The organism is Micromonospora sp. NPDC048170, assembly GCF_040652795.1.
Lineage (GTDB): Bacteria > Actinomycetota > Actinomycetes > Mycobacteriales > Micromonosporaceae > Micromonospora.
Genome location: NZ_JBEZMR010000011.1, coordinates 78,627 through 104,559 on the forward strand (window position 1 = coordinate 78,627; position 25,933 = coordinate 104,559).

A 25,933-nucleotide genomic window follows, 5' to 3' on the forward strand; every position below is an offset into this window, starting at 1 on the left:
CTCGATCGTGTCCCGGGCGGGTGGGGGCCGTCCCAGCGAGGTCACGACGCCTGGCTGGTCGCGGCCGGCTGAACCGGCGACCGGCGGGGCACCGCCTCCGACCCGGCCCGGCGGATCGGCGTGAACAGCCCGCTGACCGCGACCAGGAGGCACCCCGCTCCCGCGACGAGAGTGACCGCGGTGACGCCGTACCCGCCCGCGGCCCAGGTCAGCACGGCGGCGCCAGCCGGCCCGAGCGAGTAGTGCGTGCTCCAGAAGGCCGACGTGACCCGCCCGAGCAGGTGATCGGGCGTGATCTCCTGGCGCAGCGACATCGAGCAGATCCCGCCCACGCTGACGCCGCACAGGTAAACCGCGGTCAGCACGGTGACACCACGCACGTCCCCGGCGACGCCGATGCCCATGAGGGCGAGACCGCACACCGAGTGCGCGCCGATCCAGGTGAGGCCGAAGCCGCGCCTGCGGCGCAGCGGCGCCACCAGCAGTGCTCCGAGAATCGTGCCCAGCGCCGCCAGCCCCAGCACCGTGCCCACCGTGCCGTCGGAGCCGCCGAGGTCGTGCTTGACGTGGTAGACGAGCACGTCGGTGAAGCCGTACGTCAGGAAGATGAAGACCGAGAGCAGGACGGTCAGCGAGCGCAGCACGGGCTGACGCCAGAGGAACCGCGCGCCGGCGAGGAACTCGGCCAGCCGACTCCCCCGCACCGCCGCGCCCTCGGTCCGCTCGTCCTCGTCGGGCCGGCGCAGCCGCACCAGCCAGAGACCGGCGGCCGACAGGGCGAAACTGGCCGCGTTGATGGCGATGGCCGCCGTGGGGCCGAACCGGGCCGACACCACGCCGGCGAGCAGCGGCCCGCCCACGGCCGCCGCCGCGTACGTCGCCTGTAGACGCCCGTTGGCCTCGGTGATCCTGGGCCGGTCGACGAGGTTGCGCACCGCGGTCACCGCGGCGACCTGGAACACCATGCCGGCGGCTTCGCAGATCGGCAGCACGACGAAGAGCAGCCAGAGCTGCGGACCGCCGAGCCAGGCCAGCGGAATGAGGCTGTAGAGCACCAGCCGGAGCAGGTCGGCGGTGATCATCAGCGTCCGCCTGTCGTACCGGTCGACCAGGATCCCGCCGAAGACCCCCGCGCCGACGGACGCGGCACCGGCCGCGGCCGTGAGCAGGCCCATCAGGGCGACCGACCCGGTCGCGTGGAGCACGAGCAGCGGCACCGCGATGTAGGCGAACGAGTCGCCGGCGGCGGAGAGCGACTGCGCGGCCCAGTAGGCGCCGAAGTTGCGGTCACGCCACAGGGGACGCCGGAGCGAATCGGCGCGTCGGCTCATATCGGTCAGGTTAGACCGATACCGCGGCTCGTCTCTGCCCCGCAAGACCGGGGCGACGGAGTTCAGGCGGGACGCAGACGACCGCGCCGGTTCCCGCGCCCCGCCTCGTACGCCGCCCGCGCGGCCCGCCCCTCGGCGCTGGTGGAGACCTCGGCGACCGGGACGTCCCACCAGGCGCCGGCGTCCGGACCCGCCTCGAACCGGTCGGTGGTCACGTGCATGACCGTGGTCCGGGGCGAAGCCTTCGCCGTGTCGAGCGCCGCGCGCAGCTGCCCCGTGGTCGACACCCGGATCACGTCCGCGCCGAGGCTGGCGGCGTTGGCACCGAGGTCGATCGGCAGCGGCGCCCCGTCCCGGTCGACGTAGGCGGTGCCGAGCCGCTGCGCGCCGACGCTCTCCGACAGCCGGCCGATCGAGGCGAAGCCGGCGTTGTCCACCAGCACCACGACCAGCCTGACGCCCTCGGCGACCGCGGTGGCCAGCTCGCTCGGCAGCATCAGGTAGGAGCCGTCGCCGACCAGCACGAACACGTCGCGGTCGGGCGCAGCCATCCGGACCCCGATCCCGCCGGCAATCTCGTAGCCCATGCACGAGTAGCCGTACTCGACGTGGTAGCTCTTCGGGTCGGCCGCGCGCCAGAGCCGGTGCAGGTCGCCGGGCATCGACCCGGCCGCGCAGACCACCACGCCGCGCTGGCCGGCGGCGTCGTTGACGGCACCGATGACGGCCGTCTGGGTGGGACGGGCGTCGGGTCCGGCGTGCCGGGCCCGGTCGGCCACGGCCGTCCACCGCTCGCGCAGCTCGGCGACCCGCGTGCGGTACGCCGCATCGGTGGCCCAGCCCGCGCAGGCCGTGTCGAGCGCCGCCAGGCTCTCCCGGGCGTCGCCCACGACCTGCGCCCCGGAGAGCTTGGCGGCGTCGAAGCCGGTGACGTTCAGGTTGACGAAGCGCGCGGCGGCGCCGAACAGGGTGCCGGAGGCGGTGGTGAAGTCGCTGTAGCGGGTGCCGACCCCGATCACCACGTCCGCGCCGGCCGCGATCCCGTTGGCGGCGGTGGTACCGGTGACGCCGACCGCACCGAGGGCCAACGGATGGTCGTACGGCATCGCGCCGGTGCCGGCCTGGGTCTCGGCGACCGGCACGCCGTGCTCCTCGGCGAAGCGACGCAGCGCGTCGGTGGCCCCGCTGTAGATCACGCCGCCGCCGGCCACCAGCAGCGGCCGGCGGGCCACCCGCACGATTCCGGCCGCCCGGGCGAGCGCCGCGTCGTCCGGCCGGGGGCGCGGCACGTGCCAGACCCGCTCGGCGAACAGCTCGTCGGGCCAGTCGTACGCCTCGACCTGCACGTCCTGCGGCAGGGCGAGGGTGACCGCCCCGGTCTCCGCCGGGTCGGTGAGCACCCGCATGGCGGCCAGCAGCGCCGCCGGCAACTGCTCGGGGCGGTTGATCCGGTCCCAGTAGCGGGAGACCGGCCGCAGCGTGTCGGTGACGCTGACGTCGTGGGAACGCGGGTCCTCCAACTCCTGGAGCACCGGGTTCGCCGCCCGGGTGGCGAAGATGTCGCCGGGCAGCAGCAGCACCGGCAGCCGGTTGACGGTGGCGCCGGCCGCGCCGGTGACCAGGTTGGTCGTGCCCGGGCCGATCGAGGTGGTGCAGGCCAGGGTGCTCATCCGGTCGGTCATCCGGGCGTACGCCGCCGCGGTGTGCACCATGCCCTGTTCGGTGCGGCACAGGTGGTACGGCAGGTCGGCCCCCGCGCCGGCCAGCGCCTCGCCGATCCCGGCGACGTTGCCGTGCCCGAAGATGCCGAAGCAGGCGGGGATCAGCCGGTGCCGCCGCCCGTCGCGCTCGGAGAACTGCCGGGCCAGGAACGCGACGGTCGCCTGGGCCACGGTGAGTCTGGGCATCACGCCTCCCGGGTGGTGGGACCGGTCATCGGCAGTCGCGGGTCGACCGGTTGGCCGGCCCAGCCGCCCCGGATCCAGCCGTGCCGGGGATCGTCCACACAGGCCATCGTCCGGGTCTCGCCGGGACCGGCCAGCACGTTGAGGTAGTACAGGTCGTATCCCGGCGCCGCCATCGACGGCCCGTGGTAGCCGTGCGGGACCAGGACGGTGTCCCCGGTGCGCACCTCGGCCAGCACGTCGATCGGCCGGTCGGCGGTGCCGTAGACGCGCTGGTAGGCGGTGGGGCCGTCCCCGGGCAGGCCGCCGGCCACCTCGAAGTAGTAGATCTCCTCCAGCGCCGCCTCCACCCGCCCGTCGTCGTACGCGCGGTCCTCCTCGTGCTTGTGGGGCGGGTAGGACGACCAGTTCCCACCAGGGGTGAGCACCTCCACCGCGACCAGCCGGTCGCAGTCGAAGGCGCCCGGCGCGCAGAAGTTGTTGACCTGCCGGCTGGCCGGCCCGGCGCCGCGCAGCTCGACGGGCACGTCCCGGGCGGCGCCGTAGCGGGGCGACAGGCGGCGGGTGGCGCGGGCGGACGGCAGGGCGAAGCGCCCCTCGCCCCGGATCGTGGCGGTGGCGTCGCGGGGCAGGTAGGCGAAGTCGGTGACCGCGGCGAAGACCGACGCGCGCCCGGTCAGCGTGAGCAGCAGCCCGTCGCAGCGCACCGTGCCGGCGCCGGCCAACGGCACGACCAGCATCTCCTCGTCGCCGGTGTCGAAGCTGACCTCGCCGCCTGCGGGCAGGGTGAGCACCCGCAGGCCCGCGTACGTCCAGCCCGCCCGCTCGGGGGTGACCTCCAGCGCCCACGGCCCCCGGGCGGTGCCGCCCCAGGGCAGGTGGGCGTCGCCGGTCCTCACGCCGCCTGCCCGGTGGGCAGCAGCGACCCGGCGACGTCCACGGCGGCGGCGACGTCGTCGTCCGGCGGGTAGAGCAGGGCCCGGCCCACGACCAGGCCACGCACGCCGGGCAGCCGCAGCGCCCGCTCCCACCGCGCGTACACCACGTCCGGATCCTCCACCGGGTCGCCGCCGAGCAGCAGCACCGGCAGGGTGGTCGCGGCCATCACCCGCTCCATCTCGTCGATCGCCGGCAGCTTCAGCCAGGTGTACGCGGAGGTGGCCCCGAGGGCCTGCCCGACGCTGACGCCCCTGATGACCGCCTCCGGGCGCAGGTCGGTGTTCACCCGCCCGCCGCCGCGCGTCACCCACAGCGGCTCGACCAGGGCGACGGTGCGGTGGGCGGCCAGGGCGGTGACCGCCCGGGCGCACGCGTGCAGGGTCGACGCGCTGCCCGGGTCGGTCGGGTCGATGCGGCACAGCATCTTGCCGCCGTCGTAGCGCATCGCGGCGATGCTGTCGGCGTCGTAGGCGGTGAACCGGTCGTCGAGTTCGAACGCGGCGCCGGCGAGTCCGCCACGGTTCATCGAGCCGATGGCGAGACGGTTCTCCAACGCCCCCAGCAGCAGCAGGTCCTCCAGGACGTCCGGCGTGCCGAGCACGCCGTCGACGCCGGGCCGGGACAGCGCCAGGCGCAGCCGGTCCAGCAGGTCGGCACGCCCGGCCATGGCCAACGGCCGGTCGCGTACGCCCAGGGAGCCACGGGCGGGATGGTCGGCGGCGATGACGAACAGCGGCTCCCCGGGCCCGGGCCAGGGCCGGCGCGTACGGCCGGCGGCGGCTTCGGCGATCGCCTGCGGGCGGTGTGCGCGGGTGCGGGTCAACGCCTCGTAATCGGTGCTCACCGGTCTTCTCCTCCCAGTGCGGGGGTCGACGGTGCCGGTAGCGGCGGCACGTCCCGGGCCAGGGCCGCGGTCTCGGCGTAGTCCGGCATGGCGGCGGAGCAGGCCAGGCGCGAGGCGACGATGGCGCCGGCAGCGTTGGCGAAGCGCAGGGTCCGCTCCAGCGGCCAGCCGCGCAGCAGCCCGAGGCAGAGCGCGCCGCCGAACGCGTCGCCGGCGCCGAGGCCGTTGACCACCTCCACCGGCACCGGTGGCACCCGGACGCACTCGGTGGCGGTGCGGGCGAGCACCCCCTCGGGGCCGAGCTTCACCACCGCCAGGCGTGGCCCCCGCTCCAGCAGCAGGTCGGCGGCCCGGTCCGGATCGCGGGTGCCGACCGCCACCTCCACCTCGTCGAGGTTGCCGACGGCGGCGGTGACCCGCGGCAGGGCCTCGGCCACCGCCGCCGTGGCGGCCCGCGGGTCCGACCAGAACATCGGCCGGTAGTCCAGGTCGAGCACGGTGTGCGGGCGGCCTTCCCGGGCGGCCAGCGCGGCGGCGTGCGCGTCCCGGCTGGGCCGTTGGCACAGGCCGGTGCCGGTGAGCCAGAAGACCCGGGCGGCGGCGATCGCGTCCAGGTCGAGTTCCTCGGGTCGGATCTGCAGGTCGGGTGCCGTGGGCGTGCGGTAGAACCAGAGCGGGAAGTGGTCCGGCGGGAAGATCTCGCAGAACGTCACCGGGGTCGGCAGCCCGTCGACGGGGTGGACGTGGCTGTCGTCCACGCCGTACCCGCGCAGCGCCTTGTGCACGTAGCCGGCGAAGGCGTCGGCGCCGGTGCGGGTGATGACGCCGGCGCGCAGGCCCAGTCGGGCCGCCGCGACGGCCACGTTGGTGGGGCTGCCGCCGAGGAACCTGCCGAAGGTCTCGACGTCGGCCAGCGGGGTGGCGACCTGCAACGGGTAGATGTCCACGCCGATCCGGCCGATGGTGAGCACGTCGAGCATGCGGCGCCCTTCGTCCCGGCCGGCGTCGGCGTGCCCACCGGCTCGATCCTGTCCCTGATTGGTAACAGTGCATGGTGAGTTGTGTCAATGTGTTGTCATGACATCCTCCCTCTGCTCTCGGTGACCACTTCGGTACAGTGGCGCGCACCAGCACGCCCGATCCCGCGTCGCCGAAGCGAGGAGGTTTCCGTGACCGGCCCCGAGATCGCGGTCGACCGCAGCAGCCCGGTCCCGCTCTACTTCCAGGTCGCGGAGCAGTTCGCCGCGGCGATCCAGCGCGGCGAACTGGCCCCGGGCGATCGCCTGGACAGCGAGATGCAGCTCGCCGACCGGCTGGGGTTGTCCCGCCCGACGGTGCGGCAGGCCATCCAGCACCTGGTCGACAAGGGACTGATCGTGCGCCGCCGCGGTGTGGGCACCCAGGTGGTGCGCGGCGAGGTGCGGCGGGCGGTCGAGCTGACCAGCCTGCACGACGACCTCCTGCGGGCCGGGCAGCAACCGTCCACGTCGGTGCTGGAGCTGGCCACCGTGCCCTGCCCCGCCGAGGTGGCCGCCGCGCTCGGCGTGCCGGCCGGCAGCGAGGTGCAGCACCTGCGCCGGCTGCGGTTCTCCGACGGGGAGCCGCTGGCCGTGATGGAGAACTGGCTCCCGACCGGCCCGGTGCGCCTGAGCGTGGACGCGTTGCAGGCCGGCGGCCTCTACGCGCTCCTGCGGGCCGGCGGCCGGCGGATCCGGGGCGCGCACCAGCGGATCGGGGCACGGGCCGCGACGACCGTCGAGGCCCGGATGCTCGGCGAGCGGCGGGGCGCGCCGCTGCTCACCATGACCCGCACCGCGTACGACGACCAGGGCCACCACGTCGAGCACGGCGCGCACATCTACCGGGCCAGCCGGTACTCCCTGGAGGTCACCGTCGCCGAGCGGTGACGGTGAATGTTTCACGCCCATTTCAGTGACAGGTATTTACGTCGTCAGGCTGTCATGACATTGTGGCCGCAAGTACCGCCGGCGGCGGACGTGCGGCCGGCGGGCGACCCGCGAGTCTCTTCTTGCGAAGGGAAGCAGCCCATGTCAGCCAGACCGAGACACGCGGCGGGCGTGCTCGCCGCGCTCACCGCCGTCGCCCTCACCGCCACGGCCTGCGGCGGCTCGGACGAGCCCGCCGGTAAGGACGCCAAGAACATCACCCTCACCGTCTCCGCCAACGCCATCGCCGGCGGCAAGAACGCCGCCGGCGCGGAGTGGATCGAGAAGTGGGTCATCCCCCGGTTCGTCGAGGCCCAGAAGGCCAAGGGCGTCACCGCCAAGGTGACGTTCGTGCCCAGCGGCGTCGACGACGAGCAGTACAAGACCAAGCTCGCCCTCGACCTGCGGTCCAAGGGCGGCGCCGACGTCATCGCCGTGGACGGCATCTGGGTCGGCGAGTTCGTCCAGGCCGGATACCTCAAGCCCCTGGCGGAGGTGGCCGGCTCCGAGGTGGACTCCTGGGAGGGCTGGTCGCAGATCCCCGAGACCGTGCAGGGCCTCGGCTCCTTCGAGGAGAAGCGCTACGGCATCCCGCTCGGCACCGACGGCCGGGTCCTCTACTACAACAAGAAGCTCTTCGCCCAGGCCGGCCTGCCCGCCGACTGGCAGCCGAGGAGCTGGCAGGAGATCCTCGACGCCGGGGCCAAGCTGAAGGCGCTGCCCGGGGTGACCCCGATCCAGATCAACGCCGGCACGGCGATGGGCGAGGCGACCTCGATGCAGGGCGCCCTGCCGCTGCTGGCCGGTGCCGGCGGCGAGATCTTCGCCGGCGGCAAGTGGGCCGGCGCCAGCCAGCCCGTACGGGACACGCTGGACCTCTACGCCAAGATCTACGGCGGCGGCCTGGGCGACCCCAAGCTCCAGCAGGAGGCCAAGGGGCGCGACAAGTCCTTCCAGGAGTTCGCCGCCGGCAAGATCGGCATCCTCGCCGAGGGCGACTACTTCTGGCGCGGCGTCGTGCACCCGAAGGACGGCATCGCCAAGATGGCCGACCGCGACACCACCGTCGGCTACGCGCTGATCCCCGCCAAGCAGCCGGGCGCCGGCATCCGCGGGCAGGACTTCGTCAGCATGTCCGGCGGCGGCGTACGGGTGCTGAACCCGAACTCCAGGTACCCGTCGCAGGCGTTCGAGCTGCTGGCGTTCATGCACTCGGCGGAGGCGGTCAAGGCCGAGCTCGCGGGCGCCGCCCGGATCACCGCCCGCACGGACGTCAACAAGGAGGTCCTCGCCGGCGACCCGATGCTGAACTTCGTCGCCGAGAAGGTGCTGCCGATCACCGCGTACCGGCCGCCGCTGGCGGTCTACCCGCAGGTCTCCGTGGCGCTGCAGGAGGCCACCGCCGACGCGGCGGCGGGCAAGGGCGTCGAGGCGGCGGCCACGGCGTACCGGAAGAAGGTCGAGGGGTTCGTCGGTGGTCCAGGCAACGTCACCTCCTGACGAGGTGGTCGAGGGGGCGCGCCCGGTCACGGGCGCCTCCCCGGCCCCCGACGCCGCCGGGCTGGGCCGGGCCCGGGCGACCGGGTTCCTCGTCCCCGCCATGGTGCTCATCCTGGTCTTCCTCGTCGTGCCGGCCGCCTGGACGCTCTACCTGGGCGTCACCAACTACCGGCTGACCGGCCTGGCCGCCGCCCACCCGGAGATGGTCGGTCTCGACAACTACACCCGGGCGCTGGGCGACGAGCGGTTCCGCACCTCCCTCGTGCTGACCATGCAGTTCGTCCTCGGCTCGGCGGTCATCGGCCAGGCCGGGCTGGGGTTCGCGATCGCCCTCGCGCTGCGCGACCGCCGTGGCCCGCTGCGCCGGCTGGTCGAGGGGTTCGTGCTGCTGTCCTGGATCCTGCCCAGCTCGGTGGTCGCGTTCCTGTGGATCGCCCTGCTCGACCGGGACGCCGGCACCCTCAACGCGCTGCTCGGCGTCCCCGGCATGGCCTGGCTGCTCGACTACCCGATGCTGTCGATCATCATCTTCAACACCTGGCGCGGCACCGCGTTCTCGATGATGCTCTACGCCGCCGCGCTGGAGAACGTCCCCCGCTCGCACCTGGAGACCGCCCGGCTGGCCGGCGCGTCGCCCTGGCAGCAGCTGCGCGACGTGATCTTCCCCCGCATCCGCGGGCACGTGCTGACCAACCTGCTGCTGATCAGCCTGTGGACGTTCAACGACTTCGCGCCGTTCCTCATCACCGCCGGCGGCCCCGAGCAGCGCTCGGAGATCCTGCCGGTCTACGTCTACAAGGTGGCGCTCTCCGGCGGAGAGCTTGGCTTCGGCGCCGCGATCTCGTTCGTCATGCTGCTGATCAACCTGGTCATCGCGCTGGTCTACCTGCGCATGCTGGGCCGGCGGAAGGAGCCGGCGTGAGCACCACCGCGACGCGGCCCGCGTCCACCACCGAGCCGACCGGCGAGCGGCCCACCGTCGCGGTACGCCACGTGCTCGCCCGCATCGGCCGCTACACCTTCCTCTGCGCCGTCCTCGGGTTCTTCGCGCTGCCGCTGCTGTGGCTGGCCACCGCCCCGTTCGACGACAGCCCCACGGTCACCGCCTCGCTGCCGCGGTTCACCCTCGACAACTTCCGCGCCCTGCTGGACAACCCGTACGCGCTGAAGTCGCTGCTCAACTCCGTCTACCTGGCCGGCGGCACGGCGGCACTCGTGGTCACGTTCGCGGCGCTGGCCGCGTACGCGCTGAGCCGGGTCCGGGTGCCCGGCCGCGACGCGCTCCTCTACGGCCTGCTGCTGCTGTCGTCGATCGTGACCGGCACGGCGACCATGGTGCCACTGTTCGAGCTGGCCTTCCGGCTCAACCTGATCGACTCGCGGCTCGGCGTCGTCCTGATCCTCAGCGGCGGCCTGCTGCCCGCGGCGATCTTCATCCTCAAGGACTTCATGGACTCCACCCCGACGTCCTACGAGGAGTCGGCGCGGGTCTTCGGCGCCAGCCCGTTGCAGATCATGTGGCACATCGTGGTGCCGGTGGTACGCCCCGGGCTGGCCACCGTCGGGGTGTGGGCCGTCGCCAACGTCTGGGGCAACTTCCTGGTGCCGTTCCTGCTGCTGCGCGGCCCGGAGAAGGCCCCCGCCGCGGTGATCATGTACACCCTCTACACCGAGGGCGGCCAGGCCGACCTGCGGCTGCTCTCCACCTTCTCGCTGCTCTACTCGCTGCCGGTGGCGCTCATGTTCGTCTTCGTCAGCAGCCGGTACGGATTCCGCTTCCACGGAGGGATCAAGCGCTGATGTCCGCCATCACGATGCGCGAACTGACCAAGGTCTACCCCGGCGGGGTGCGGGCCCTGGACGCCCTCGACCTGGAGATCGCCGACGGCGAGTTCTTCGCCCTGCTCGGCCCGTCCGGCTGTGGCAAGACCACCCTGCTGCGCACCATCGCCGGGCTGGAGGTCGCCTCCGGCGGCAGCGTACGCATCGGCGACCGCGACGTCACCAGCCTGCCTCCCGGCAAACGGGACGTGGCGATGGTCTTCCAGGACTACGCGCTCTTCCCGCACATGACCGTGCAGGAGAACATCGCCTACCCGCTGCGGATCAAGAAGGTGGACCGCCGCAGCCGCGCCGGGAAGGCCGCCGAGACCGCCGACGAGCTGGGGTTGTCGGCCCTGTTGGAGCGGCGCCCCGGGCAGCTCTCCGGCGGCCAGCAGCAGCGCGTGGCGCTCGCCCGGGCGATGGCCTGCCACCCGCAGGTCTTCCTGCTCGACGAGCCGCTGTCCAACCTCGACGCCCGGCTGCGGCTGGAGGCGCGGACCTTCCTCAAGCGGCTGCAACGCGAACTCGGCGTCACCACCGTGTTCGTCACCCACGACCAGGCCGAGGCGCTGGCCCTGGCCGACCGCATCGCCGTCATGGAGGGCGGCCGGATCCGCCAGGTCGGCACCCCCACCGAGGTGTTCCGCCGCCCGGCCAACACCTTCGTCGCCGGGTTCATCGGCTCCACCCCGATGAACCTCGTCGACGCCACGGTGCGCGGCGACGAACTGGCCGTGGCGGGGGTGCGACTGCCCCTGCCCGAGGGCGCCCACGCTCAGGTGGCCGACGGGGAGAGCCTGGTCTACGGTGTCCGCCCCGAGTACCTCGACTACTCCCCCACCCCGGTCCCCGGCGCGCTGACCGGGCAGGTGGTCGTCGTGGAGAACCTGGGCAGCTTCTCGCTGGTCTCCCTGGACGTGCCGGATCCCACGGCCGGCGACGACGGCGCCCCGGCCGGCACGGGTCACGCCGGCACCTCCGCCGGAGCCACGGGCGGCGCGGGAGAGGCCACCGGGACCAGCGTGCAGGTCGTCGTCGCGGAGGGCAGCGAGCCCGAACCCGGCGACACCGGCTGGGTGGTGCCCCGCCCCGGCCGGTCCCTGCTCTACCGCGACGGGAACCTGGTCACCGCCGCCCCCGTCCCGGCCCCGCGCGCCGGCGCGGCGGTGGGGGGATGACGGTGGTCACGCACCGGGGCAGGTGGACGCTGCAGGACCGCGCCGACGACGTGCTGCGGGCCCTGCCGGTCACCGTCGCGCCGGGCACCGCCGCGCTCACCGTACGGCTGGAGTACCCGCGGCAGGCCGGGGTGCTGGACCTCGGCTGTCTCGGGCCGGACGGCTTCCGGGGCTGGTCGGGCGGCGCCCGCGACAGCTACACCGTCGCCGCCGGCTGGGCCACCCCCGGCTACCTGCCGGGCGAGTTGGAGCCCGGCGACTGGCAGGTGCTGCTGCGGCTGCACCGGATCCCGCCCGACGGGCTGGAGTACGAGGTCACCGCCACCACCAGCAGCACCGCCCCGCCGGCGCCCGAGCCGCCGACGTCGCCGCGGCGCCCCGACCGGCCGCCCCGCCGCGACCTCCCCGACGTCGACGGCCGGCGGTGGCTCGCCGGTGACCTGCACGCGCACACCGTGCACAGCGACGGCGCGCTCACCATCGACGAACTGGCCGCGCTGGCCGTCTCCCGGGGGCTGGACTTCCTCGCCGTGACCGACCACAACACCGTCAGCCACCACCCGTGGCTGCCGGCCGCCTCCGCCCGCTACGGCGTCACGCTGCTGCCCGGCCAGGAGGTGACCACCGACCGGGGGCACGCCAACGTGTTCGGCCCCGTGGGCTGGGTCGACTTCCGCCGGTCACCCGACGAGTGGCTGGCCACGGCGGAGCGGGCCGGCGGGCTGATGTCCGTGAACCACCCGCTGGCCGCCGACTGCGCGTGGCGCCAGCCGCTGGCGACCCGTACCCGCCTGGTGGAGGTGTGGCACTCCGGCTGGTGGGACCGCACCTGGGGCGCCCCGCTGGCCTGGGCGCAGGCGTGGCGGCCGGACGTCGTGCCGGTCGGTGGCAGCGACTTCCACCACGTCGACGGCGACGCGCTGCCCGGGGCGCCCACCACCTGGGTGCTCGCCGACGGCGACGGTCCGCCCGAGGACGCACTGCTGGACGCGCTGCGCGGCGGGCGTACCGCCGTCTCCGCCGGCCCCGACGGGCCGCTGCTGCTGCGGCTCGGCGACGAACTGCTGGCCCTCGACGCGGACGGCGCGCTGCTGGCCTACCCCGACGGGCGGCACCGGCTGGTGCGCGGCGACCGGTGCCTGCTGCCGGCCGGTGACGGACCGCACGTCCTGGAGTCCCACCGCATGGAGGTGATCGCACTGTGCAGCTGACCGGACGCACCCGGGTGGCCGGCGCACCCGTCAACTACGGCATCTACCAGCTTGCCGGCGCTCCCGTCGGGCCCGACGAGCTGCTCGCGGAGCTGGCCCGGGACGGGTACGCCGGGATCGACTCCGGGCCGATCGGCTACCTCGGCGCCGGGCAGGCCCTGGCCCGGCGGCTGGCCACGACCGGCGTCGGGCTGGCCGGCGGTTGGGTCGACCTGCGTTTCGCCGACCCGGACGGGTTCGCCGAGGACCTGGCCCAGCTCGACGCGGCGCTGGACGTGTTCGCCGCCGTGGCGGCGGACGATCCCCGGTTCGCCCCCCGGCCGACGCTGGCCTGCCCCGCCAACCCGGCCCGGATGGCCCGCCCGGGCACCCCGCCGGACCTGGCCTCGGCGCTGCCCGCCGCGGCCTGGCCGGACTTCGCCGCCAGGGTGCAGCGGGCCGCCGACCGGTGCCGCGACCGCGGCCTGGAACCGGTGTTCCACTACCACCTGGGCACCGACGTGGAGACCGAGGCGGAGGCCGACCGGCTGCTGGAACTGACCGACATCGCCGTCTGCCTGGACACCGGGCACCTGCTGCTGGCCGGCGGCGACCCGGTCGCGGCGGTCCGCCGGTGGGCCGGGCGGATCGGCCAGGTGCACCTGAAGGACGCCGACCTCGCCACCCACCACCGGGTGCGGGCAACGGGCGGGGGCCTGGCCGACGTGGTGGCCGCCGGCGGCTTCTGCCCGCTCGGCGCCGGCGACGTCGACCTCGCCGGCGTGCTCGCCGGCCTCGACGCCGTCCGGTACACCGGCTGGCTGGTGATCGAGCAGGACGCCCCCGCGGCCGGCCGGGACCTCGACCGGATCCGCGCCGACCAGCGCGCCAACCGACGGTGGCTCGCCGAGGCGCTGCGATGAGCGGGCCGACCAAGCGGATCAGGATCGCGGTAGCCGGGCTGGGCATCATCGCCCACACGGCGCACCTGCCGCTGCTGCAACGACGCGGGGACCTGTTCGAGGTCGTCGCGCTGGCCGACCTGTCCCCGTCGCGGCTGGCCGACACGGGCCACCGCTACGGCGTCGACCCCGGGCGCCGGTATGCCGACGCGGCCCGGATGGTGACCGACGGCGGCTGCGACGCGGTGCTGCTGGCGACCTCCGGCTCGCACGGCGACCTCGCCGGGCTGGCGCTGGGCGCGGGCGTGCCGGTGCTCTGCGAGAAGCCGCTCGCCTACACCCTCGCCGAGACGACCCGGCTGGCCGGGCTGGGAGCCGGCGGCGCGGCGCTGATGGTCGGCTACATGAAGCAGTACGACCCGGCGGTGGCCGAGGCCGCGCGGCTGCTGGCGGAACTCGGCGGCCCGGAGCGGGTGCACGCCGTCGAGGTGACCGTGCTGCACGCCGGCGGCGACCGGCAGCTGCGGTTCGCCAACCTGCCGCCGGCCCCCGTCGACGTGCCGGGCGAGGAGGCGGTTCGGCTCTCCGGCGCCGGCGCGCGCCTGCTCGACGCCGCCGTCGGCACCGATCCCGACGCCCGCACCCTCTACCAGATCCTGATCAACAGCGTCTCGCATGACCTGTCGCTGCTGCGGCTGTTCACCGGGGCGCCGGCCACCGTGGAGCACGTCGCCACCTGGCCGCTCACGCCGGACGGCCCGGTCGAGCCGTCGGTGGAGATCAGCGGGCGGCTGCCCTCGGGTGCCCGCTACGGCATCCGGTGGCTCAACCTGCCCGGGTACCCGGCCTACCGGGAGACGGTCACCATGCACCACGCGTACGGCTCGCTGGAGCTGGTGTTCCCGTCGCCGTACCTGCTGAACGCGCCCACCACGCTGACCGTGGTGGACCATCACGGCGGCGGCGAGCGGCGGGCGGCGTACCGGTCGGTGACGGAGGCCTTCGAGCAGGAACTGGTCGCGTTCCACGCGATGGTCACCGGGGGCGTGCCACCGCTGACCGGCATCGCCGAGGGCGCGGCCGATCTGAGGACCAGCCAACAGGTGGTACGCCGCTACGGTGAGCTGACCGGGGCGGCGATCGGCGGAGAGGCGGCAAGCTGATGACGCGACCGACCGAGATCATCGTGGTGCCACACACCCACTGGGACCGGGAGTGGTACGAGCCGTTCCAGCGGTTCCGCCTGCGGCTGGTGGCGCTGCTCGACGAGGTGTTCGACCGGATGGAGCGCGATCCCCGCCAGCGGTTCACCCTGGACGGGCAGCTCGCCGCCGTCGACGACTACCTGGAGGTCCGCCCCGAGCGGCGGGAGCAGGTGGTCGCCCTAGTCCGCGCCGGGCGGCTGGCCGTGGGCCCGTGGCAGATCCTGCTCGACGAGTTCCTCTGTTCCGGCGAGAACATCGTGCGCAACCTGGAACGCGGGCTGACCCGCAGCACCGAGCTGGGCGGCGCCATGCCGGTCGGCTACCTGCCCGACATGTTCGGCCACATCGCCCAGATGCCACAGATCCTGGCCGGCGCGGGGCTCGCCCACGCCTGCGTGTTCCGCGGCGTCCCGCAACGCGTACGCACGCGCGCCTTCGCGTGGCAGGCGCCGGACGGCACCGCCGTGCGCACCGAGTACCTGCCGGGCGGCTACGGCAACGCGGCCGGCCTGATGGACGACGCCGCGCTGGTCAACCGTCGGGCCGCCGACCTCGCCGCCCGGCTCGGGAAGTGGCGGCCGGCCGGGGACGACACCCCGATGCTGGCCATGTACGGCGCCGACCACGCCGCCCCGGCGCCGGAGGCTCCCGACCTGCTCGCCGCCGCAGGCCTCGACGACACCCGGCTGCGGCTCGGCACCCTCGCCGAGTACTTCGCCAGCCAACCGGCCACCGTCGACGGGCTGCCCGTCGTGGCCGGCGAACTGCGCTCGCACGCCCGGGCCAACGTCCTGCCCGGCGTGATCTCCGTACGCGGCCACCTCAAGCAGGCGATGGGCCGCGCGGAGCGGCGCGTCGAACGGTACGCCGAGCCCCTCGCCGCGCTGGCGCACGACGCGTCCGTGCAGCGGTTCCTCGACATGGCCTGGACCCGGCTGATCGACGCCAGCTGCCACGACTCGGTGACCGGGTGCGGCTGCGACGAGACCGCCGAGCAGGTCTCCGCCCGCCTCGCCGAGGCCGACCAGCTCGGCCGTGCCGTCTGCGACCTGGTCGGCGCGCGGCTGGCCGCCACCGCGCCCCGGGACGCCTGGCTGCTGTTCAACCCCACCCCGGCACCCCGCACCGCCCTGGTGCGCCTGGACGTCGAGACGCCGCCCGACGGCGCGGTGGGGCTGGCCGACGCCGACGGCCGCACGGTGACCGCGCAGGTGCTCGACCGGGCCCGGACGCTGCTCGCCGACGACGTGGTGCCGGCGGCCGGCCTGCCGGCCGTCCTCGCCCGGGTGCACGGCCGCGAACTCTACGGTCAGGAGATCACCGACTGGTCGGTGTCCGCCGCCGACGCCACCCTCACCTTCCGGGTGGCCCGGCACGGCGACCCGGCCTTCGACGTCGAGGACGTCCGGCTGGCGCTGGCCGCCGCCGGGCAGCCCGACCGGTGGCGGGTGCGCATCGTCGCCGCCGCCCGGGCCACGGTCGCCGCCCTGGTGGAGCTGCCCGCGCTCGGGCACGCCGCGGTGCGGCCGGTGGCGCTGCCGCCGGCCGCCGGGCCGGTGCCCGCGCCGGTGACGGTGACCGGCCACACGGTCGACAACGGGCTGCTGCGGGTGGACGTCGCCGAGGACGGCACCCTGCGGCTCTCCACCCCGGACGGCGTCGGCGTGGACGGGGTGGGCCGGATCGTCGACGGCGGCGACGTGGGTGACAGCTACAACTACGCCCCACCGGCCGCCGACGAGCTGGTCGACAAGCCCCGGGCGGTACGGACCGTGGTGCGCCACGACGGGCCGCTGACCGCCGTGCTCGACGTGGTCCGCGAGTACCGCTGGCCGGCCGCCGCCGACGTCGACGCGGGCTCCCGCGCCGTGGAACGCGAGGCGACCGTCGTCACCACGCGCGTCGAACTGCGCAGCGGCGAACGGTTCGTCCGGCTGCGGGTCGAGTTCGACAACCGCTGCGACGACCACCGCGTCCGGCTGCACCTGCCGCTGCCGTCGCCGGCCGACACGTCGTACGCCGAGGGCCAGTTCGCCGTCGTCGCGCGGGGGCTGACCGCGGAGGGCGGCGGTGGTGAGGTGCCCCTGCCCACGTTCCCCGCGTCCGGGTTCGTGGCCGCGGGCGGCCCGGACGGCTCGCTCGCCGTCCTGCTGACCCAGCCGACGGAGTACGAGCTGACCGACTCCGGTCGGGAGTTGGCGGTCACCGTGCTGCGCGCGATCGGGATGCTGTCACGCAACCGGCACGCCCTGCGCGACGAGCCGGCCGGTCCGCAGCTGCCCACGCCCCTGGCGCAGTGTCGCGGCGTACGCACGGTCGAGCTGGCGGTGCTGCCGTTCCGGGGCGCCTGGCACGAGGCCGGGGTGTTGGAGGCCACTGAGGTTTATCGGCACGAGCCGTTGGCCTTCCCCGGCACCGCCGAGCCGACCGTAGCACTGCCGGCCCCGGCCGTCGGGCTGGCGGTCGACGGCCCGGGGGTCGTGCTGACCAGCGCGCGGGACCGCGACGGACGCACCGAGGTACGGTTGGTCGCGCAGACGCCGGCGGACACCACCGCCGTCATCGAGGCCCCCGGGCTGCGCGGGGCGTGGCGAGCGGATCTGCTCGGCCGGCCGCGCGACCCGCTGGTCGTCGAGGGCGACGGAGCCGTCCGCCTGCCGATGCGGGCCTGGGAGATCGCCACCGTGCAGCTCGACCTGGCCTGACCGGGAGTCCACCTGGCGGACTCCGCACTCCGGAAGGGGTGTCGGGGTTTGACCTGCGTGGAAACTGGAGAAGGGTGTAGATCGCACCTGTGCTCAAGGGGGATCAACTCGTGACCGACGCCACCATCGACCGATCCGACCGCCAGGCCGACCGTCCCGACGAGGTGACCGACCCGTTGCTGTGGAAGCTCGCCCTGGACGTGGCCGACGCCCACGAGCCGGACGGGGACGGCGGCTGTCACAACCTGCTCTGCGCGGGTCAGGCCTGGCCCTGCCCGCCCTGGCACAACGCCCAGCGGGCGCTGCGCATGGCCCGGGCCGAGCCCCGGCAGACGTCGCCCGCCGCGGGGCAGACCGACGGCCGGGGCCGCGACGCCCTACCCGCCGCCGGACCCGCGCAGCGCACCTGGCCGCACCCGCGGACCGCGTCGGCAGCCTAGATCGGGTCGATGCCGGCAGGGGGCGGGGCGCTCATGCCCGCACGGTAGCCACCTCCTGCGACACTTCCGCCGCGTCCAGCCAGCGCCGGTACCAGCGGGCGAAGCCGAGCGGCGTGCCGTCGTCGTCGAACAGCGGCCGGAAACCGCCGCCGTCGGCGGTGTCGTCGGCCCACATCCGGCCCCGCGCCGGGCCGCTGACCACCAGCGCCTCCCGCAGCGCGCAGCCGAGGTGGCACAGGTAGAGCAGCCCGATCGAGTGCTCGGGGGTGTAGACCACCTCGTTGTAGCGCTCCCAGTAGGCGTCCTCGGCCTCGTTGAAGGCCTCGACCGTGTCGAAGTCCTCCTCGTCGGGCTGCTCGGGCAGCGCGTCGGCCGGGTTGAACGCCTCGGTGTGCGGGAACGCCCGGATGAGGGTGTCGCGGTCGGTGAGGTCGGCGCCGTCGCCCTCCCAGGCCCAGCGGCCGCCGACCCGGCGCAGCGGAAAGAGCCCGTACGCGGGCCCGGCGCCGCCCCGGCCCGCCGCGAGCAGGAACGCCCGGTACTCCTCGGGCAACTCGACGCGCAGTTGCCCCTCCAGCTCGGCCAGTTCCTCGGCGCGCAGCGGCGGCTCCAGCGTCCACTCGTGGGCGTGGGCGCCGAAGACCTTCTCGGCAGCGGGATCGGCGGCCAGCCGAGCGAGCCGCCCGGGTACGTCGGACCAGTCGGTGTGCGTCACGGCCGGCACGCTACCGGCGGACACCGACAACCAGGACGCCGCCGGGCGGCCGGCCCCCGGGGTACGGAGGCCGGCCGGTCGGTCACCGGGGCGTCGTGACCGCCTCGCGGGCGAGGATGACCGCGCCGAGCAACGCGGCGTCGTCGGCGAAGCGCGACAGCACCACCTCCGGCGGGTACGGCAGGACCGCCGCCATCCGCTCCCCGAGCAGGCCGCGGATCAGCGCGTTGCCGGCCACCCCGCCGACCAGCACCACCCGTTGCGGGTCGAGCAGCAGGCAGCAGGTGACCAGGTGCCGGGCCAACTCGTCCACCCGGGCGCTCAGCGCGTCCCGGGCCGGACCGGGCTGCTCGGCGGCGGCGGCCAGCCCGCGTGCCCCGCCCGACACCCCGAGCGACTCGGCGAGCCCGTCCAGCGCCCGGCCGGAGAAGTCCAGCTCCAGCATCGTGCCCGGCCACGGGCCGCCGGCCACGGCGTACCCGATCTCGCCGGCCGTCCCGTGGTGACCGGCCAACACAGACCCGCGGACCGTGACCGCCGCCGCCACCCCGGTGCCGATCCCGACCACCAGGCCGGGGTCGGCGTCGCGCAACGCGCCGAGCCGCAACTCGGCCAGGGCTGCGGCGTTGAGGTCGTTGTCGACCGCCACCGCCGGCACCCCCAACCGGTCGCGGACCGCGTCGGCGAGGCGCAGCCCGTCCCAGCCGGGCACGTTCGGGGCCAGGTCGATGCCGTCGGAGCGGACCACGCCCGGCGAGGCGATGCCGGCCGCCGCGACCGGCGCGCCGACCTCCCCCACCAGCTTCGCGGCCAGCTCCAGCGCCCGGTCCAGGGCCTGCGGGGCACCCTGCTCGGCGTGCGTCGGGACCCGTTCGCTGGCCAGCAGCCGGCCCTCGCCGTCGGCCACCCCGACCGCCATCTTGGTGCCGCCGAAGTCGATGCCGAGCAGCACGCCCGCGTCGCCGGCCGGCGGCGTGGCCTGGGCGGCCCGGCCGGCCAGCCGCACGCTCACCGGGCCACCGCCACGCCCCGGACCGCCACGTCCCGCGCCCTCATCGGGCGGCCCCCTGCGCGGCGACCGCGTCCAGCGCCTCGTCGGCGGCGGCGAGGCGGGCCCGGACGGCGGCCAGCCGGCCGGCGACGGTGTCGAAGGTGCCGCGCAGCACCGCCACCTGGGCACGCACCGCGTCCGCGCCGGGGCCGTCGACCTGGGCACGGTCGAGCACCAGCTCCGGGCGTACGGCGGCGGCGATCAGGTCGGCGACGGCGGAGTCGTCGAGCCCGTCGGCGATCCCCTCGGCCGCCGCCCGGACGGTCTGCGCGGTCCAGGTGCCCGGTGCGCCGCCGCGGACCAGCCGGCCGACCACCGAGTGGGCGGCCCGGAACGGCACCCCGTGCCGGGTCAACGCGTCGGCCGCCGCGGTGGTGGTGGCTCCGGAGGCGACGATCTCCTCCGCCGACGGCGGCTCCAGCGGCTCGATCTCGGCGAGGAAACCGCCGAGCAGGGCGAAGAAGCGGTCGGTGCGGTCGTTGCTCTCCCAGAGCCGCACCTGCACGTCGGTGGTGGCGTTGTTGGAGTCCTCCCACCAGGCGGCGCCGACGTTGTTGAGCACCGAGGCGGCGTCGGCGGCGGTGGCGCCGGCCATCGAGACGAGGTGCTCCAGCACCACCGGGTTGCGCTTCTGCGGCATGATGCTGCTGCCCTGGGTGAAGTCGCCGGGAGTGGTCACCCAGCGCCAGCTCAGCCAGTCCATCAGCGTACGGGCCAGCCGGGCGCCGGTCGCGAGGGCCTGGGCGTTGAGGGTGCCGACCCGCACGAGGTGGTCGGCACCGGCCACCGCCTCGTAGGAGTTGGTGACCAGGCCGTCGAAGCCGAGCAGCTCGGCCACCCGGGCGGGGGCGATGTCCAGGTCGGTGCCCGCGAAGGCGCAGGAGCCCAGCGGCGAGGTGTTGAGGGCGTCGATCAGCTCGGCGTAGGCGACGGCCTCGCCGGCGAGGGCCTCGGCGTAGCCGGCGAGGGCGTGCCCGATGGTGGTGGGCTGCGCCGGCCGGCGGTGGGTGTAGCCGGTGATCACCACGTCGGCGTACCGGTGCGCGGAGTCCAGGGCGGTCGTGCCGGCGGCGAGCACCCGGTCGAGGACCCCGAGCAGCTGGTCGCGCAGCAGCATGCGGAACACGCCGGCGTCGAGGTCGTTGCGGCTGCGGGCCATCTGCACGTCCAGTTCGGACGTGGGGATGCCGCACGCCTGCGCCAGCCGCTTCTCCATCAGGTAGTAGGTGTCCTCGAAGGTGCCGTCGAACTCCGGCGCCCCGGCGGTGTCGGCACGCAGTTCGGCCAGCCCGCGCAGCAGCCGGGCGCCCCGATCGGCGGGGACCAGCCCCTGCTCGGTCAGCATCACCACGTGGGCCTGGCTGGCCCGCACCATCGCCGGGAAGAGGTACCCGACGTGGTGGTCGTATGTCGGCCGGAGGTGGTGCCGCTGGTAGGTGGTCAGCGCGGGTGTGCTCATGACGGTCTCTACTTCCTTCCGTGCCGGGCGCGGCGTCGCGCGTCGCGCCCGGGCGTCAGCCGGTCAGTCGTGCAGGCCGAGCAGGCGCTCGGCGTTCCCGGCGAAGATCGCGCGTAGGTGGTCGTCGGGCAGCCCCAGCTCGCGGCAGATCCGCAGCTGGTCGTCGAGGTAGCGGGTGACGTAACCGCGCGGGAACCACGACGAGTCGCTGCCGAACACGATCCGGTGCGGGCCGATGGTCTCGTAGCAGCGCCGGAACAGCTCCTCCAGCGTCAGTTTGTACGGCATCCAGCGCACCCACTGATTCGACCCGGAGGTGTCGACGTGGATGTTCGGGCAGCCCCAGGCGGCGAAGAGCAGGTCCTGCACGTGCTGGACGCCGAAGTGCGGCACCACCACGGCGAGCTCGGGGAAGCGGCGGGCCATCCGGGCCAGCTCGTCGGGGCCGCCGTACCGGCCGTGGGACAGGCCGCCCGCGCTGCCGTAGTGACCGATGTGGATCAGCACCGGCACGCCGAGGCGCTGGGCGGTGCCCCACAGCGGGTCGAGGGCCTCGTCGTCGAGCGGGCCGCGCAGCAGCGGGGCGAAGAGCTTCAGCCCGCGCAGGCCGCGCTCGACGACCGCGCGTTCCAGCTCGGCGGCGGCGCCCGGCCCGTACGGGTCGTGGTGGGCGAAGCCGAGCAGCAGGTCGGGGTGGCGGTCCACCACGTCGGCGACGGTGTCGTTGCCGCCGCCGGTGACGAAGACGGCCCGGCGCACGTCGACCGCGCGCAACTCCTCGGCCCATCGGTCCGCCTCGTCCTGCCAGCGCGGGGCGGGCGGCTCCGGGTCGGGGAAGCCCCACGCCTGCCGCCACCGCTGCGCGTACGGGGCGGAGCCGGCGGCCCGTACGGCGCGCTCGTGCTCGCCGCCGGGGTGCATCCCGGCGGCGTGCTCGCAGCCCTGGATCGTCTCGTCGGTGCCGATGCGGAAGTGCAGGTGGAAGTCGACGACGTCCAGTCCACGGTCGACGGTCACGGCGCCTCCTCGGGCTCGGGTCCGCCGGCCGGCCGGGCCGGCGCGGCGGTGGGCAGCGGGGCGTCGGTGGGCGGGGCGGGCGGCGGGGCGGCCACCCAGGCGGCGACGACCTCGCGCAGCCGGGCCCCGGCCAGCTGCCGGACCCGCCGGCCGGCCTCCTCGCCGGCCAGCGAGATGTGCCCGGACCAGCCCTGCCACGGGTCGGGCCGGGACTCCACCAGCACGTACGGGTGGGTCACCGGCAGCTTCGGCTTCGGCGGCAGGTCGGCGACGGCGTCGAGGCGGACCGCGCCGGGGTCGAAGCCGAGCACCCCCGAGGTCTCGTACGCCCCGCCGTGGCCGCGCGCCGGCAGCGGGCCGTACAGCTCGGCGGTCTCGGCGGGGGTGACCAGCTGGAACCAGTTGACCAGCAGCAGGCTCGCCGTGCGCCGCCCGGAGACCCACTCCATGGCGGCCCGGACGGTGGACATGTTGGCGTCGTGTCCGTTGACGATCAGCAGCCGGGGGAACCCGGCGGCCACGATCCCCTCGATGACGTCGGCGAGGTAGCCGACCGCGATCTCGGGCCGGATCGCCACGGTGCCGGGCCACGGCCGGGTCTGGCCGGGGCAGGCCGCGTACGGCACGGCGGGGAAGAGCACCCCGCGCGGACCCGTCGCGGGTCGCCCGCCGGCCGGGCTCGCGGTGCCGTCCGGGGTGCCGCCGCCGGGCGGCACCGCGCCGTCGCCGGGGATCGCGCTCTCGGCGGCGAAGCCCTCGGCGAGGATCAGGTCGGTGCCGAGCGGCAGGTGCGGGCCGTGCCACTCGACCGCGCCGACCGGCAGCACCGCGAAGTCCGCCGCCTCGGCGACCGCCGCCAGCTCCCCGCCGGGGATCCGGGCGGCGGGAACCAGCCCGCCGCCCGCCGGCCAGGCCGCGCTCACGCCGTCCACTTGGCCGCCTCCCGACTGGAGCGCCGGCCACCCTCCAGGCGACCGGAGACCACCATCACCACGAAGATCAGGACCACCTGGAGCATGCCGTACGCGGCGGCGGTGCCGACCTCGAACGAGTACATCCGGTTGTTGATCTCCACGGAGATCGGCGCGGTGTCGGAGGTGTAGATGAGCACCGAGGCGACGAACTCGCCGACGCCGTGCACGAAGGCGAGCAGCGCGCCGGCCAGCACACCCGGCAGCATCAGCCGCAGGGTCACGGTGCCGAACGCCCGCCACCAGGACGCGCCCAGGTTGCGCGCGGCCTCCTCAAGCGACGGGTCGAGCTGCGCCAGGGCGGCCGAGCTGGACCGGAACACCAGCGGAAGGAACCGCACGAAGTACGCCAGCGGCATGATCCAGAAGGTGCCGATCAGCACCTGCCCGAAGCTGAACGCGTTGCCCGTGCTGAACGCCGAGATCAGGTTGATCGCCACCACCGTGCCGGGCAGCGCCCAGGCCAGCATGACGGCCACGTCCAGCAGGCCCCGGCCGCGGAAGTTCAGCCGCCGCACCGCGTACGCGATGAGCACGCCGACAACGACGCAGCCGACGGTCGCGAGCAGGCTCATCTGCAACGAGTTGAGGATCGGCTGGAACGCCGCCGGATCGCTGAAGATCGTGACGAAGTTCTGCATGGTGTACGCCGCCGGGATGACCTCGGTGGTCCAGGAGCCGTCCTGGGAGAACGCGACCAGGGCGATGGTCGCCACCGGGGCGAGCAGCACGGCGGTGGCCAGGACCGACGCGACCAGGGCGAGCCACTTGCCGAGCGGGTTGGTGATCTCGCGACGGTGCGCGGCGACGCCCTTGGACTGGGAGCGGTAGCTGCGCCGCCCCTCGTACCAGCGCATGCCGAGCAGGAACAGCACCGAGACCACGCCGAGCACCGAGGCGTACGTGGAGGCCATCGGCAGGTCGCCGTTGGTGCGGTTGATGTAGATCTGCATGGTCATCGTCTGGTCCACCCCGAACAGCAGCGGGGCGGTGTACGACGCCAGCGAGGTCATGAACACCAGCAGCGAGGCGGAGACCAGCGCCGGGGTGAGCATCGGCAGCAGCACCGTGCGCCACACCCGGACCCGGCCGGCGCCCAGGTTGTACGCCGCCTCCTCCACCGACGGGTCCATCCCGGACAGCGCGGCCGAGGCGGACAGGTAGAAGTACGGGTACATGGTGAACGTGTGCACGACCAGCACCCCGGCGATGCCGCTGAACGGCAGCACCGGGTTCTCGGTGCCGAGGAGCTGCTGGAGGCCGCGCGGCAGGATGCCGGTCTCGCTGTAGAGCAGTTGGAAGGAGATCGCCCCGATCAGCGGCGGCAGCGCCGCCGGCACCAGGATGATCGCCTCGATCAGCTTGCGGCCGGGGAACGAGAAGCGCTTGAGCAGGAAGGCCATCGCCACGCCGACGATCCCGCAGAGCAGCACGCTCGCGGCGGAGATGATCAGCGAGGTGACCAGGGACGAGCGGGCGACGCCGCCGCCGGTGACGAAGCTGCCGTAGTTCTCCACCCCGTCCACGCCGACGCTCTCGGCGAAGGTGGCGAACATCGGCTGCACCACGTACCCGAAGAGGATCAGGGCGAGCGGGAAGACCAGGACGTACGGGAACCAGCGGGAACCGGTGCCGCCGGCGAAGCGGTCGGCGAACCGGCGGCGCGGCTCGCGCGGCGGCGCCGGTTCCCGGGTGACCGGGGCGACGGTGGCCGGGCCGGGGGTGGCGGGGATGGTGCTCACGGACGCACCACCCACATCCGCTCCCGGTTCAGCCGCAGCCCGACCTGGTCGCCGGCGGCGATCCCGGCCGGCACGTCGATCGCGGCGACCTGCACCGACTCGCCGGCCAGGTCGACCACGAGGTTGGTGGCCATGCCGGTGAACTCCAACTCGGTGACCCGGCCGGGCAGCGCGCCCGCCTCGGTGGCCGAGGTGAGCCCGATGTGCTCGGGGCGGACGGACACCAGCGCGGTGTCGCCCTGACGCAGGCCGTGCCCCGTCGGGGCGGGCGCGGCGATCTCGCCGCCGGCGGGCAGCCCCACGGTGACGGTCTGCTCGGCGGCGGCGACCACCGGCAGGCTGAGCACGTTGCTGCGACCGATGAAGCGGGCGACGAAGCTGGTCGCCGGGCGGTGGTAGATCTCCTGCGGGGCGCCGATCTGCTGCACCCGGCCGGACTGCATCACCGCGATCCGGTCCGACATGGCCATCGCCTCGGCCTGGTCGTGCGTGACGTAGATGGAGGTGGTGCCGGCCTCACGCTGGATGCGGCGGATCTCCACCCGGGTCTCCTCGCGCAGCTTGGCGTCGAGGTTGGACAGCGGCTCGTCGAGCAGCAGGGTACGGGGCCGGATCACCAGCGCCCGGGCCAGGGCGACGCGCTGCTGCTGGCCGCCGGAGAGCTCGTCGATGCGCCGGTCGCCGTAGCCGGCGAGGTGCACCTGGCCGAGCGCCTCCTCGACCCGCCGCCGCGACTCGGCCCGGCCGACCTTGCGGATCTTCAGGCCGTACGCGACGTTCTGCGCGACGCTCATGTGCGGGAAGAGCGCGTAGTTCTGGAACACCATGCCGGTGTCGCGCTTGTTCGGCGGCCGGCGGGTGACGTCCTCGGTGCCGAACCGGATCCGGCCGGAGGTGGGAAAGTAGAACCCCGCCACCATGCGCAGGGTGGTGGTCTTGCCGCAACCGCTCGGGCCGAGCAGCGTGAAGAACTCCCCGGCGGCGATGCTGATGTCGACGTCGTCCACGGCCGCGGTGTCGCCGCCGCGCGCGAAGCGCTTGCTCACCGACTCCAGCGTGACATCGATCAT

22 protein-coding genes are annotated in these 25,933 nt (G+C 74.5%); 10 read left to right on the forward strand and 12 right to left on the reverse strand.

The genetic code is table 11. The features are described from left to right. Nucleotides 1-41 precede the first annotated feature (41 nt). The 5 genes from AB0D32_RS16885 to iolC all read right to left on the reverse strand — a co-directional run bounded on the left by AB0D32_RS16885 (nt 42) and on the right by iolC (nt 5,998). Nucleotides 42-1,331 carry an MFS transporter gene (locus AB0D32_RS16885; protein ID WP_357090546.1) on the reverse strand — a complete coding sequence of 430 codons (1,290 nt, stop codon included), beginning with the start codon at nt 1,329-1,331 and terminating at the stop codon, nt 42-44. Between the two features lie 62 nt (nt 1,332-1,393). Continuing rightward, nucleotides 1,394-3,238, reverse strand: coding sequence for a 3D-(3,5/4)-trihydroxycyclohexane-1,2-dione acylhydrolase (decyclizing) (gene iolD, locus AB0D32_RS16890; protein WP_357090548.1), 1,845 nt, complete (start codon nt 3,236-3,238; stop codon nt 1,394-1,396). Continuing rightward, on the reverse strand, nt 3,238-4,134 hold the full coding sequence (iolB, locus tag AB0D32_RS16895) for a 5-deoxy-glucuronate isomerase (protein ID WP_357090550.1): 897 nt from the start codon (nt 4,132-4,134) through the stop codon (nt 3,238-3,240). Before iolB ends, iolD begins: the two co-directional genes overlap by 1 nt. Continuing rightward, the gene (locus AB0D32_RS16900) at nt 4,131-5,018 is read right to left on the reverse strand and encodes an aldolase (protein WP_357090552.1); all 888 of its coding nucleotides are present in this window, start codon (nt 5,016-5,018) and stop codon (nt 4,131-4,133) included. The genes iolB and AB0D32_RS16900 overlap by 4 nt, the downstream gene beginning before the upstream one ends. Then, nucleotides 5,015-5,998, reverse strand: coding sequence for a 5-dehydro-2-deoxygluconokinase (gene iolC / locus AB0D32_RS16905; protein WP_357090554.1), 984 nt, complete (start codon nt 5,996-5,998; stop codon nt 5,015-5,017). Before iolC ends, AB0D32_RS16900 begins: the two co-directional genes overlap by 4 nt. 189 nt (nt 5,999-6,187) lie before the next feature. On the opposite strand from iolC, the gene AB0D32_RS16910 reads away from it, so the two are divergent. The 10 genes from AB0D32_RS16910 (at nt 6,188) to AB0D32_RS16955 (ending at nt 17,908) form a co-directional block, all read left to right on the forward strand. Then, on the forward strand, nt 6,188-6,925 hold the full coding sequence (locus AB0D32_RS16910; RefSeq protein ID WP_357090556.1) for a GntR family transcriptional regulator: 738 nt from the start codon (nt 6,188-6,190) through the stop codon (nt 6,923-6,925). Between the two features lie 141 nt (nt 6,926-7,066). Beyond that, entirely contained in the window at nt 7,067-8,464 is a 1,398-nt protein-coding gene (locus AB0D32_RS16915) for an extracellular solute-binding protein (RefSeq protein WP_357090558.1), read from the forward strand. Continuing rightward, nucleotides 8,439-9,386, forward strand: coding sequence for a sugar ABC transporter permease (locus AB0D32_RS16920; RefSeq protein ID WP_357090560.1), 948 nt, complete (start codon nt 8,439-8,441; stop codon nt 9,384-9,386). Before AB0D32_RS16915 ends, AB0D32_RS16920 begins: the two co-directional genes overlap by 26 nt. Then, a complete protein-coding gene (locus tag AB0D32_RS16925) occupies nt 9,383-10,264 on the forward strand; it encodes a carbohydrate ABC transporter permease (RefSeq protein ID WP_357090562.1) in 882 nt (293 codons plus the stop codon). Before AB0D32_RS16920 ends, AB0D32_RS16925 begins: the two co-directional genes overlap by 4 nt. Next, nucleotides 10,264-11,466: an ABC transporter ATP-binding protein gene (locus AB0D32_RS16930; RefSeq protein ID WP_357090565.1), complete on the forward strand. Its 1,203-nt coding sequence runs from the start codon at nt 10,264-10,266 to the stop codon at nt 11,464-11,466. Before AB0D32_RS16925 ends, AB0D32_RS16930 begins: the two co-directional genes overlap by 1 nt. Continuing rightward, the gene (locus tag AB0D32_RS16935; protein ID WP_357090567.1) at nt 11,463-12,677 is read left to right on the forward strand and encodes a CehA/McbA family metallohydrolase; all 1,215 of its coding nucleotides are present in this window, start codon (nt 11,463-11,465) and stop codon (nt 12,675-12,677) included. Before AB0D32_RS16930 ends, AB0D32_RS16935 begins: the two co-directional genes overlap by 4 nt. Further along, entirely contained in the window at nt 12,668-13,579 is a 912-nt protein-coding gene (locus AB0D32_RS16940) for a sugar phosphate isomerase/epimerase (RefSeq protein ID WP_357090569.1), read from the forward strand. Before AB0D32_RS16935 ends, AB0D32_RS16940 begins: the two co-directional genes overlap by 10 nt. Further along, nucleotides 13,576-14,721, forward strand: a complete 1,146-nt coding sequence (locus AB0D32_RS16945; protein WP_357090571.1) for a Gfo/Idh/MocA family oxidoreductase — start codon at nt 13,576-13,578, stop codon at nt 14,719-14,721. Before AB0D32_RS16940 ends, AB0D32_RS16945 begins: the two co-directional genes overlap by 4 nt. Continuing rightward, nucleotides 14,721-17,468, forward strand: coding sequence for a hypothetical protein (locus tag AB0D32_RS16950; protein WP_357090573.1), 2,748 nt, complete (start codon nt 14,721-14,723; stop codon nt 17,466-17,468). The genes AB0D32_RS16945 and AB0D32_RS16950 overlap by 1 nt, the downstream gene beginning before the upstream one ends. Before the next feature lie 110 nt (nt 17,469-17,578). Then, nucleotides 17,579-17,908 (forward strand): hypothetical protein, encoded by a 330-nt coding sequence (locus AB0D32_RS16955; protein ID WP_357090575.1) that lies wholly within the window; start codon nt 17,579-17,581, stop codon nt 17,906-17,908. A 31-nt stretch (nt 17,909-17,939) separates the two neighbouring features. Here AB0D32_RS16955 and AB0D32_RS16960 read toward each other — a convergent pair whose 3' ends face one another. The 7 genes from AB0D32_RS16960 to AB0D32_RS16990 all read right to left on the reverse strand — a co-directional run bounded on the left by AB0D32_RS16960 (nt 17,940) and on the right by AB0D32_RS16990 (nt 25,933). Further along, complete coding sequence (locus AB0D32_RS16960; RefSeq protein ID WP_357090577.1) at nt 17,940-18,623, reverse strand: SMI1/KNR4 family protein; 684 nt, start codon at nt 18,621-18,623, stop codon at nt 17,940-17,942. Between the two features lie 82 nt (nt 18,624-18,705). Next, on the reverse strand, nt 18,706-19,635 hold the full coding sequence (locus tag AB0D32_RS16965) for an ROK family protein (protein WP_357090579.1): 930 nt from the start codon (nt 19,633-19,635) through the stop codon (nt 18,706-18,708). 40 nt (nt 19,636-19,675) lie between these two features. Then, nucleotides 19,676-21,133, reverse strand: coding sequence for a lyase family protein (locus AB0D32_RS16970; protein ID WP_357090581.1), 1,458 nt, complete (start codon nt 21,131-21,133; stop codon nt 19,676-19,678). Between the two features lie 63 nt (nt 21,134-21,196). Further along, the gene (locus AB0D32_RS16975; protein ID WP_357090583.1) at nt 21,197-22,150 is read right to left on the reverse strand and encodes an amidohydrolase family protein; all 954 of its coding nucleotides are present in this window, start codon (nt 22,148-22,150) and stop codon (nt 21,197-21,199) included. Next, nucleotides 22,147-23,082 carry a creatininase family protein gene (locus AB0D32_RS16980; protein WP_357090585.1) on the reverse strand — a complete coding sequence of 312 codons (936 nt, stop codon included), beginning with the start codon at nt 23,080-23,082 and terminating at the stop codon, nt 22,147-22,149. The genes AB0D32_RS16975 and AB0D32_RS16980 overlap by 4 nt, the downstream gene beginning before the upstream one ends. Further along, entirely contained in the window at nt 23,070-24,863 is a 1,794-nt protein-coding gene (locus AB0D32_RS16985) for an iron ABC transporter permease (protein WP_357090587.1), read from the reverse strand. The genes AB0D32_RS16980 and AB0D32_RS16985 overlap by 13 nt, the downstream gene beginning before the upstream one ends. Then, nucleotides 24,860-25,933, reverse strand: coding sequence for an ABC transporter ATP-binding protein (locus AB0D32_RS16990; protein ID WP_357090589.1), 1,074 nt, complete (start codon nt 25,931-25,933; stop codon nt 24,860-24,862). The genes AB0D32_RS16985 and AB0D32_RS16990 overlap by 4 nt, the downstream gene beginning before the upstream one ends.